This is a genomic window from Porphyromonas sp. COT-239 OH1446 (assembly GCF_000768875.1).
Taxonomy (GTDB): domain Bacteria; phylum Bacteroidota; class Bacteroidia; order Bacteroidales; family Porphyromonadaceae; genus Porphyromonas.
Window position 1 is genome coordinate 178746 of sequence record NZ_JRAO01000003.1, and the last position, 7977, is coordinate 186722.

The window sequence follows — 7977 nt, forward strand, 5'->3', positions numbered from 1 at the left end:
CTCCATAAACAATCACCCCCACGCCTCCTCTGAGGCGTGGGGGTGATTACTTTGTATGACGCTCAGAGACTAGAGCGAGTAAGTCAGATTGACCTTGAAGCTACGAGGCTGGCTGGGAACGAGCTGATTGCCTAGAGACTCCTGGAAGCTCTCTGTATTGAGGAGGTTATAGACATCTGCTCCGATACGGATAGACTTATTCAGTCGATAGGAGAGACCAAGATCCAGCAGCGTATGAGGGTCGAAGGCTATGCCCTGCTTGTAGTTGCGGTATCTCTTACCCATGTAGCTCAGGCTATAGTGAGCCTCGACGCCCTTGAGAGCTCCGCTCTCGAACATATAGCCACCATAGGTAAACCACTTGTGCTGTGGGATGCCGCTCAGCAGGTCGCCCTGCTCGATGTAGTCGCTATTATAAGGATTGCTCGTGAGCTTGGTATAACGAGCATCGTTGAAGCTATACCCGGCGACAATGAGCAGCCCTCTCATAGGAGTAAGACGAGCGTCTAGCTCAAAGCCCTTAGAGGTAATCGTACCGACCTGTCCTCTGTAGGAGACATTCATGGTCTTCTTCTTACCATTCTGCTCCGTCTCCACCTGCTCGACCTTGAGCGTGCGGACGAGGTTATGCTGCTCGATCAAATAGGCAGAGGCTGTGAGAGAAAGCCAATCACTCACCTCTGCACGAGTACCAAGCTCTATCTGGTACCCCTTGCGAGGCTTGAAGACTTCACCATTTGTCTTATTAGGGTCGAAGATCTTACCATCGGCATCTACATACACCACCGTAGGGCTATAGAACGTCTGGTAAGGATGATAGAAGTTGGCCAGAGAAGCATAGATATTCACCTTCTTGATAGGTGTATAGACCAGCCCGAAGCGATAGGTCAGAGACTTAGACTTAGCCACCTGGTACTTGTCCCGAGCAGGATCCTTGAAGTCAGGCTTACCATCTATAGCATCCACAGAGGCTCTCTCGTAGTGGTAGAGATCGTAGCGCAGAGCAGCCAGAGCCTGTAGCTTAGGGCAGAATTCGATCACATCCTGCACAAAAAGACCATGCGAATAGGTACGGCTGGGCTTTGCATTGCTAAAGCGAGTAACCATATACCCCATGCTGTGGGGGTCATGGACAGAGACGATAGAGTTCAGACCAGGGCCCTGCACATCAGTGCCGAGATCATAGCCAGAAAAGCTTGTGCGGCGCATATAGCTCAGCGAATAGCCCGCAGCCAGGTTATGCTTAAAGCTCCCAGTATAGGCCGAGGCATCGACCTGTAGGTGATTCTGTAGCGTACGAGCGTAGTGGGCAAAGCGCAGAGGGAAGGTCAGCTGCACATGATCCAGGTCGATGTAGCGACGAGTGTCTACCCCCTTCTTCTTGAAGTCGTAGTAATACTTGTAGGGAGCATCCTTGGGAAGCTTGTCCTTAGCAAAGTCCTTAGAGGGATAGGTAAGCTCTTCAGTGCCGAAGTAGTCGATGATGTCATCGTTGTAGGAGAGCTGATTGCTGAGCTTGAGATTGTCCGAGAAGGTATGAGTCCACTTGGCACTGATGTTCCAGTTCTTGTTGTACATCTCGTCCGACTCATTATTGTAGCGAGCATCCCTCCTAAGGCCTGGCTGCAGCTGCCAGGGCCGCAGGTGGATCTCGTCATTATCCGAGCGATGTACGGCATAGGGGATCGTTGGGGGCAGACCGATCTCCGTCCCGTAGAAATCATTGTGCAGACCAGCACGGAGCTCCAGCCTGTCATTACCCCACGAGCCGAAGAGAGCACCATAGAGCTTGAGACGTTTGTCCCCAAGATCTCTCCATCCCTTGCTACTGGCATAGGTGAAGCCTGCAAGGCCTGTCCACCCCTCAGCTACACGCCCAGTGATGCTGGTCATGCTGCGGAACTGCTCCCAGCTACCATACTCCAAGCGAGTGTTGAAGCGAGTTACAGCACTGGGGCGACGACGAGAGATGCTCAGCACCCCTCCAACGGCCGAATGCCCCTGCAACACAGAGGCTGGGCCCTTGAGGACTTCAATGCTCTCTACATCGCTCAGATCACCCAGGGGGTAGGAGTTGATCGTACTACGCTCGTCTCGTACACCATCGACGATGATGGGAGAGTCCGAGAAGCCACGCACATTGAGGCGTAAGAAAGCTCCATAGGACTTATTGAAACTTGCACCCGTTGCAAAGCGCAGGGCCTCGGTAGGGTTGTGTAGCCCTCGTAGACTCATTTGGCTCAGATCGATACGGCTGATCGTCATAGGGAGCTTGGACAGAGGGACATCTATTCGGGCTAAAGCCTGTGGCTTGGGGTAAGCAGCTACAACCTCGAGCTGATCGAGGGTGCGAGAGGTGCTATCCGAGGGGAGCTCATGCTTGTTGTCCGTTGCCATGGCCGTAGCTGTCGAGCAGACTACCGCCAGGAGCAATAGAGATAGTTTTTGTTTCATTAAAATTTAAACTGTAATAAGTTATTGAATGTAATAGGTGGGGTCGCATGCCCAATCGGGAGTCTCTATCACACCTCGATGCTCATCGAGATACAAGAAAGACTGGGTATAGGACTACGGCAAAGCCTAAGCCTATTTCCGTTCCAACAGACGGGGCTAATAAGTGTAGAGAAATCGTCGCAGCTAGACCCGCAAGAGACCAATAAGGTATGGGTCCAAGCCCATAGCCAAACGCCGATGCGGCACTTCGCCACTGCCTTAATGCCCCAGTGGCCACCCAGCTCCATTACCTGAGCCGACTAAGCACCATCACAGCTGGAGAGACGCCCGGCACAAGCCCCCATCCCGGGGGCTTGACCGTGCTTCTCTGCAAGCAGTCTTCGTTCGTCCTCTATTGCCTCTTGGCCCTACACCCATCCCGAGAAGTGAAACACCCTGCTGGGGATTTCAAGGCTAGGCTTTGGTTAGGTTGGATAGGTTGGATGATGTTACAGAGTATCTCTGCTCCTACGCCCCACGACCAACACTCGAGCATCACCGCCATGTAACCTTCGAGAGGAGACACACGCAGATCAGCAGAGCTTACGATCCTTGAGGGCTTGGTTGGGGAAGGTATCCTTGCTGCCCTATCGGATGAACTACGTCTACTTACATGCTGTCACAGCACTCGGTCAAGTCTTGGCAATTCATCGTAGTCTACTCCGTAAGCACTAAGGCTCGGGGATAGGCTAGCTCCTGGGTTTAGGGGCAGCATTTGCTCATCCTTGCGGAGAGCCTATGTCGATGGACAAGCAATCTTATTCCCGAGATTGTGGCATCATTGTCTCGTGGCAGGTCTCCTGACTTGTCGCTTCACTTCTCGAGCCTTCCCAGGGCTCAAAGACCCCAGTGGCTATTCGTTCGAGGGAGCTATCCACAGGCAAGGTATCTAGGCCCGAGAGCATCGAAGGCCTCACCTTGTGGCATGCGACTTACAGTAGCGGGTACTGTTCTGGTTTTACACCAGATTCCCTTGCAGAGCTTACGCCCTTACCGCAAGACATTGCAAAATTAGCGATAAATTTCTACACCTACACTATTTCGCCATCAATGTGCATCCTTTCGGCATCAAGCCCCAGCCTAGGCATCGCTGCGATGCCAGTCCTGAGCCCGAAGCTCAATCTCCCCACCATCTCGGGTAACGAGGCAGCTACCCAGGCTTGCCTCGGTAACGTGGCCGATGATACGCAGGCCATCAATCGAACGTGCCTCATCAAGCATCCCAAGAGGCAAGGTGAAGAGGAGCTCATAGTCTTCCCCACCGCTGAGGGCGACCGTCGATACATTAAGGTTGAACTCCTCTGCCATACGGGCAGTTTCGAAGTCTATAGGCAGGCGGTCTTCGTAGATCCTAATCCCTACGCCCGAGTCGTGTGCCAGATGCAGGAGGGCCGACGAGAGGCCATCGACAACATCGATCATAGCACTCGGACGAAGGCCCGCCTCGGCCAAGCGATGGATCAATTCGCCTCGGCTCTGAGGACGGAGCTGACGCTCAAGAATGTATTCATGTCCAGCGAAGTCTGGGTCATAAGCCTCGACCTCCTCGCCAGCGAAGACACGCTTCTCTCGCTCGAGGAGCTGTAGCCCCATATAGGCAGCCCCAAGGTCTCCCGTAAGACAAATAAGATCCGTAGGTCTAGCCCCCGAACGATAGGCAATGGCCTCCTCCTGCGCTCGACCTACACCACTAAGGGCTAGGCTTAGCCCTGTAAGAGAGGAGGTAACGTCGATCTTGACCAAGTCCGCTCTATTGCGCTGGCAGGCTACGATCGCACCCTCGAGCAGCTCCTCGACGTCCTCGACAGAGAAGCGGGCCGAGAGGCCTAGGCTCAGCGTGATCTGGGTTGGCCATCCATTCATCGCATAGATCTCTGAGCACAGAGCTGTGATTGCCTTGTAGCCTAAATGCTTGAGTGGGGTGTAGGTGAGGTCGAAGTGGATGCCCTCGAGCATCAACGTATTCGACAGCAGTAGACGTTCGTCCGAGGAAGTAGCCAGCACGGCAGCATCGTCTCCCTGGGCGTGTAGGGTTGTGGGTTGTAGCCTCTCGGGCAGGAGCTTATAGAGGCGATGGACAAGTGCGACCTTGCCCAATGTAGCTATTTCGGTTCGTTGCATAAGTTCGAATTAACGGAGTGGTCTCGCCTTGCTCAAGATCAAGCGATCGAATACCTCCTGTCGCTGGAGCAGCTTCACCTCGATAGGTTGATAGTAGAGGTGCTCGAGGAGAGCAGAGGAGAGTAGCGAGCGGTGTTCATAGAGGCGGACAGCATCCTTCTCGGTGCAGATGCACCAGAGGGGCTTGTCGGCCTGCTCGGCGGAGAGCTCTGCGAAAGCCTGCTCAAGACGAGCGAGATCCTCCCCTCGGTAATTATGATGGTCAGCAAAGCAATAGCTCTGCACTACACTGTAGCTCTGCGAGAGCTGACGGACAAAGGCCTCTCCCTGAGCGATACCAGCAAGGGCCATGACCCGATCGCCTAGCATAGGGGCAGATCCCCTACCCTGGGCAGTCTCTGTACCTAGAGAGAGTACAGGACACAAAGCCTTGGGCTGCATCCGGCTAAAGAAGAGCTGCTGATGAGGGTATAGCCTCAACCCCCGATCGATAATGCGCCGCTCGATCGAGCTCATATTGGCTGGACATTTGGAGATGATCACACAGTCGGCACGATGAATCTGCTCCAAGGGCTCTCGGAGCAACCCCTCTGGCAGGAGATGGTCATCCTTCGGATGCCTTGCGGCGTCGATGAGGAGGATACTAAACGAGGGGCGGACATACCGATGCTGATAACCGTCGTCCATGATGACCACCTCGGGACGCTCGTCTTCTGGAAGAGACATAAAGTAGGCCATCGCCCTACGTCTATTGCCATCCACAACTAGGCGGATGTTAGGGTACTTAGTAAGGATCTGCTTGGGTTCATCTCCAATATCTGCAACACTAGAGCTGCTCGAGGCTATGATCATCCCACGGCTCTTGCGCTTGTACCCCCGGCTAATCAGTGCCACTCGCCTACGCTCACCCAATAGACGGATGAGGTACTCGACATGAGGCGTCTTGCCTGTCCCGCCTGCGATGATGTTGCCCACACAGATGACAGGGATTGGGTAAGAGACCTGCGGCAGGATGCCTCGATCGAAGCAGAAGTGCCGCAGAGCTACCCCCCAGCCGTAGAGAACGGATAGGGGGCGCAGCAGCGCACGATAGGGATTGCTCGAGTAAGGCATCTTGTCCAGTGGTTAATAGGCCATAAGGCCGTAAGACAGGCGGGCTTGTATACCCGTGTACTGAGAGGTCTGCTCGAGCAGCTGCATCAGCTCTCTCTCCCGAGGGGTCATGAGCCAATACTTGGCACGGGCGACGAAACGATCGGTTGGAACAGATGAGGAGAGGAGCTCCTCAAGTAGAGATATACGGCGAGTCCCGTAATCGATGACATAGTCTTCGAGCTCGGCTAACTTCGCAGCCTCTTCGATAGCAGTGTTTAGACCGCCCAACGTATCGACAAGGCCAAGCTCGAGGGCTTTACTTCCGAGCCACACTCGGCCCTGCCCAATGGCATCGACACCCTCGAGGCTCATAGCCCTTCCCTCCGCCACACGAGAGAGGAAGGTACGGTAACCTCGCTCGACCATGCTCTGTATCTTGGCCTTGGACTGAGGCGACATAGGGCGTAGATTAAGCCCCATAGGGCCACCGATCTCAAGGTCTGCGAACTGAGAGGTCTTAACGACATCCATGCTCACGCCCACACGACGAGCCAATTGCTCCGCATTGGGCACTAAGCCGAAGATCCCGATAGATCCCGTGAGGGTATTCGCTTCGGCCACAATAATGTTGGCGGCAGAGGCAATATAGTATCCTCCTGAGGCTGCGAGGTCTCCCATAGACACCACGACGGGCTTGTGCTGCTTGAGAGCCATAACCTCCCTCCATATCTGTTCGGAGACGAAGGCACTACCACCGGGAGAATTGATGCGCAGGACGACGGCCTTGACGGTCTTGTTCTCTGCGAGCTCTCTCAGCTTGGTCGCTAGCTCATAAGAAATATGATTGCTGCTCTGACCATAGAGGTTCACATCTGGGGCGTCTGTAATCTCGCCCTCGGCATATACGACGGCGATGCGGTGCGCTCCGAAGCTCGCCTCCTGGGCCAAGATAGCCATCTCGTTGAGCGTGATCATGCGCAGCTTCTTCTTGTCGATCGAGAGAGCCTCGTCGGCGATGATCCGCTCTACCCCTGTACGGTAGACAAGGCTGTCTACCAGTCCTTGAGCCAAGAGCTTGGAGGCTGGCTCGAGGAAGTCTCCTCGGTCAGCAAAGCGACGCAGCGAGTCGGCACTAAGCTCTCTTGCCGCAGCAATACCCTCAACGATATTCGTCCACAGGCCATCAACATAGGCTTGTATCTGCTCTCGGTTCGGATCGCTCAGCCTGTCGAGGATGTAGGGTTCGACAGCACCCTTGTAAGTCCCTACCTTGAAGACCTCCATCTTGATGCCGAGGTTGTCTAGCGCAGGACGCATCATGAGGCTTCCGCTGGCAATCCCCATAAGGGCGACACCACCCTCAGGGTTGAGCAAAATCTTATCCGCAATGCTGCTCAGATAGTAGGCCTTCTGCGAATAATTGTCCGCATAGGCGTAGACGAACTTGCCCGAGCCCTTGAAGTCGATCAAGGCACGGCGGAGCTCGTCTATAGTCGCCATACCAGCAGAGATCTCCTCGACGTTGAGATAGATCCCTCTGATGTTGGGGTTATTCTTGGCGGTACGTATGGCCAAAATGGCATCTGTTAGAGAGATCGCCTCCCTACCCTTCTTCTTGAAAGAAAGCAATTGGTCGATAGGGTCTTCCATCACGATCTCGGAGATGGAGTGGACATCGACCTTGAGTATCGTATTGTCCCGTAAGGTTACAGGCTCATCGGAGCTAAAGCTAAGACTAGCAACGAGACCTGCAATGAGTAGAAAGCCCAGGAAGATCAAGACGACCGAACCAAGGACTACGCCCAAACAAGAGGCGAAGATCATTTTGAAGAAATTCTTCATCTGAAGTACATACAATTTAAATAGTTGGATTGCCTATGACAACAGACAAAATTAGTCATTATTACCCAAATAGAGACCCTTCGATCCAGGCTGCCCGGCCTCCCCATCGCTCCACTCTCGGGCGGTGAGCCTGCAAGATCCTCTAGGAAGCTAATCCCCGGAGGCTATTCCTATCGCCCTCAAGGCCGAGGTAGGAGCTCCATCGAGGACTAAGTAGGAGCGCAACGGAGGTATAAGTAGGGGTGCTGATGAGACCTAAATAGGATCTCCATCGAGACTCAAGTAGGATCTCGATGGAGGTCTAAATAGGATCGCAAGTGAGACTCAAGTAGGATTGTCGTGTACTGAAAAAAGTTGACAGTGAGTGGAGCTGGTTCTAGAATAAGTTTACAGGGTTTGTGCTATAGCTCTGAATTGGGTTGACAC

Annotated in this window: 5 protein-coding genes and 1 riboswitch; of the genes, 1 reads left to right on the top strand and 4 read right to left on the bottom strand. The window is 53.8% G+C overall.

Annotated features, from left to right (window positions below):
• Positions 1 to 69: 69 nt before the first annotated feature.
• Positions 70 to 2454, bottom strand: a complete 2385-nt coding sequence (locus HQ37_RS00775) for a TonB-dependent siderophore receptor (protein WP_036878899.1) — start codon at positions 2452 to 2454, stop codon at positions 70 to 72.
• A gap of 269 nt (positions 2455 to 2723) precedes the next feature.
• On the opposite strand from HQ37_RS00775, the gene HQ37_RS08280 reads away from it, so the two are divergent.
• The gene (locus HQ37_RS08280) at positions 2724 to 3002 is read left to right on the top strand and encodes a hypothetical protein (RefSeq protein ID WP_152566742.1); all 279 of its coding nucleotides are present in this window, start codon (positions 2724 to 2726) and stop codon (positions 3000 to 3002) included.
• 263 nt (positions 3003 to 3265) lie between these two features.
• Positions 3266 to 3506: riboswitch (cobalamin riboswitch) on the bottom strand.
• A 67-nt stretch (positions 3507 to 3573) separates the two neighbouring features.
• Here the strand turns inward: HQ37_RS08280 and thiL are convergent.
• The 3 genes from thiL to sppA are packed head-to-tail and all read right to left on the bottom strand — an operon-like array spanning position 3574 to position 7551.
• Positions 3574 to 4614, bottom strand: coding sequence for a thiamine-phosphate kinase (thiL, locus tag HQ37_RS00780; RefSeq protein ID WP_036878902.1), 1041 nt, complete (start codon positions 4612 to 4614; stop codon positions 3574 to 3576).
• Positions 4615 to 4623: 9 nt separating this feature from the next.
• On the bottom strand, positions 4624 to 5727 hold the full coding sequence (gene lpxK / locus HQ37_RS00785) for a tetraacyldisaccharide 4'-kinase (protein WP_036878904.1): 1104 nt from the start codon (positions 5725 to 5727) through the stop codon (positions 4624 to 4626).
• A 12-nt stretch (positions 5728 to 5739) separates the two neighbouring features.
• The gene (gene sppA / locus HQ37_RS00790) at positions 5740 to 7551 is read right to left on the bottom strand and encodes a signal peptide peptidase SppA (protein WP_036878906.1); all 1812 of its coding nucleotides are present in this window, start codon (positions 7549 to 7551) and stop codon (positions 5740 to 5742) included.
• Positions 7552 to 7977: the final 426 nt, after the last annotated feature.

Bases quoted from the DNA above. Each gene is read 5' to 3' on its own strand.
- sppA (WP_036878906.1), bottom strand. From the start codon at position 7,551: ATGAAGAATTTCTTCAAAATGATCTTCGCCTCTTGTTTGGGCGTAGTC.
- lpxK (WP_036878904.1), bottom strand. From the start codon at position 5,727: ATGCCTTACTCGAGCAATCCCTATCGTGCGCTGCTGCGCCCCCTATCC.
- HQ37_RS00775 (WP_036878899.1), bottom strand. From the start codon at position 2,454: ATGAAACAAAAACTATCTCTATTGCTCCTGGCGGTAGTCTGCTCGACA.
- thiL (WP_036878902.1), bottom strand. From the start codon at position 4,614: ATGCAACGAACCGAAATAGCTACATTGGGCAAGGTCGCACTTGTCCAT.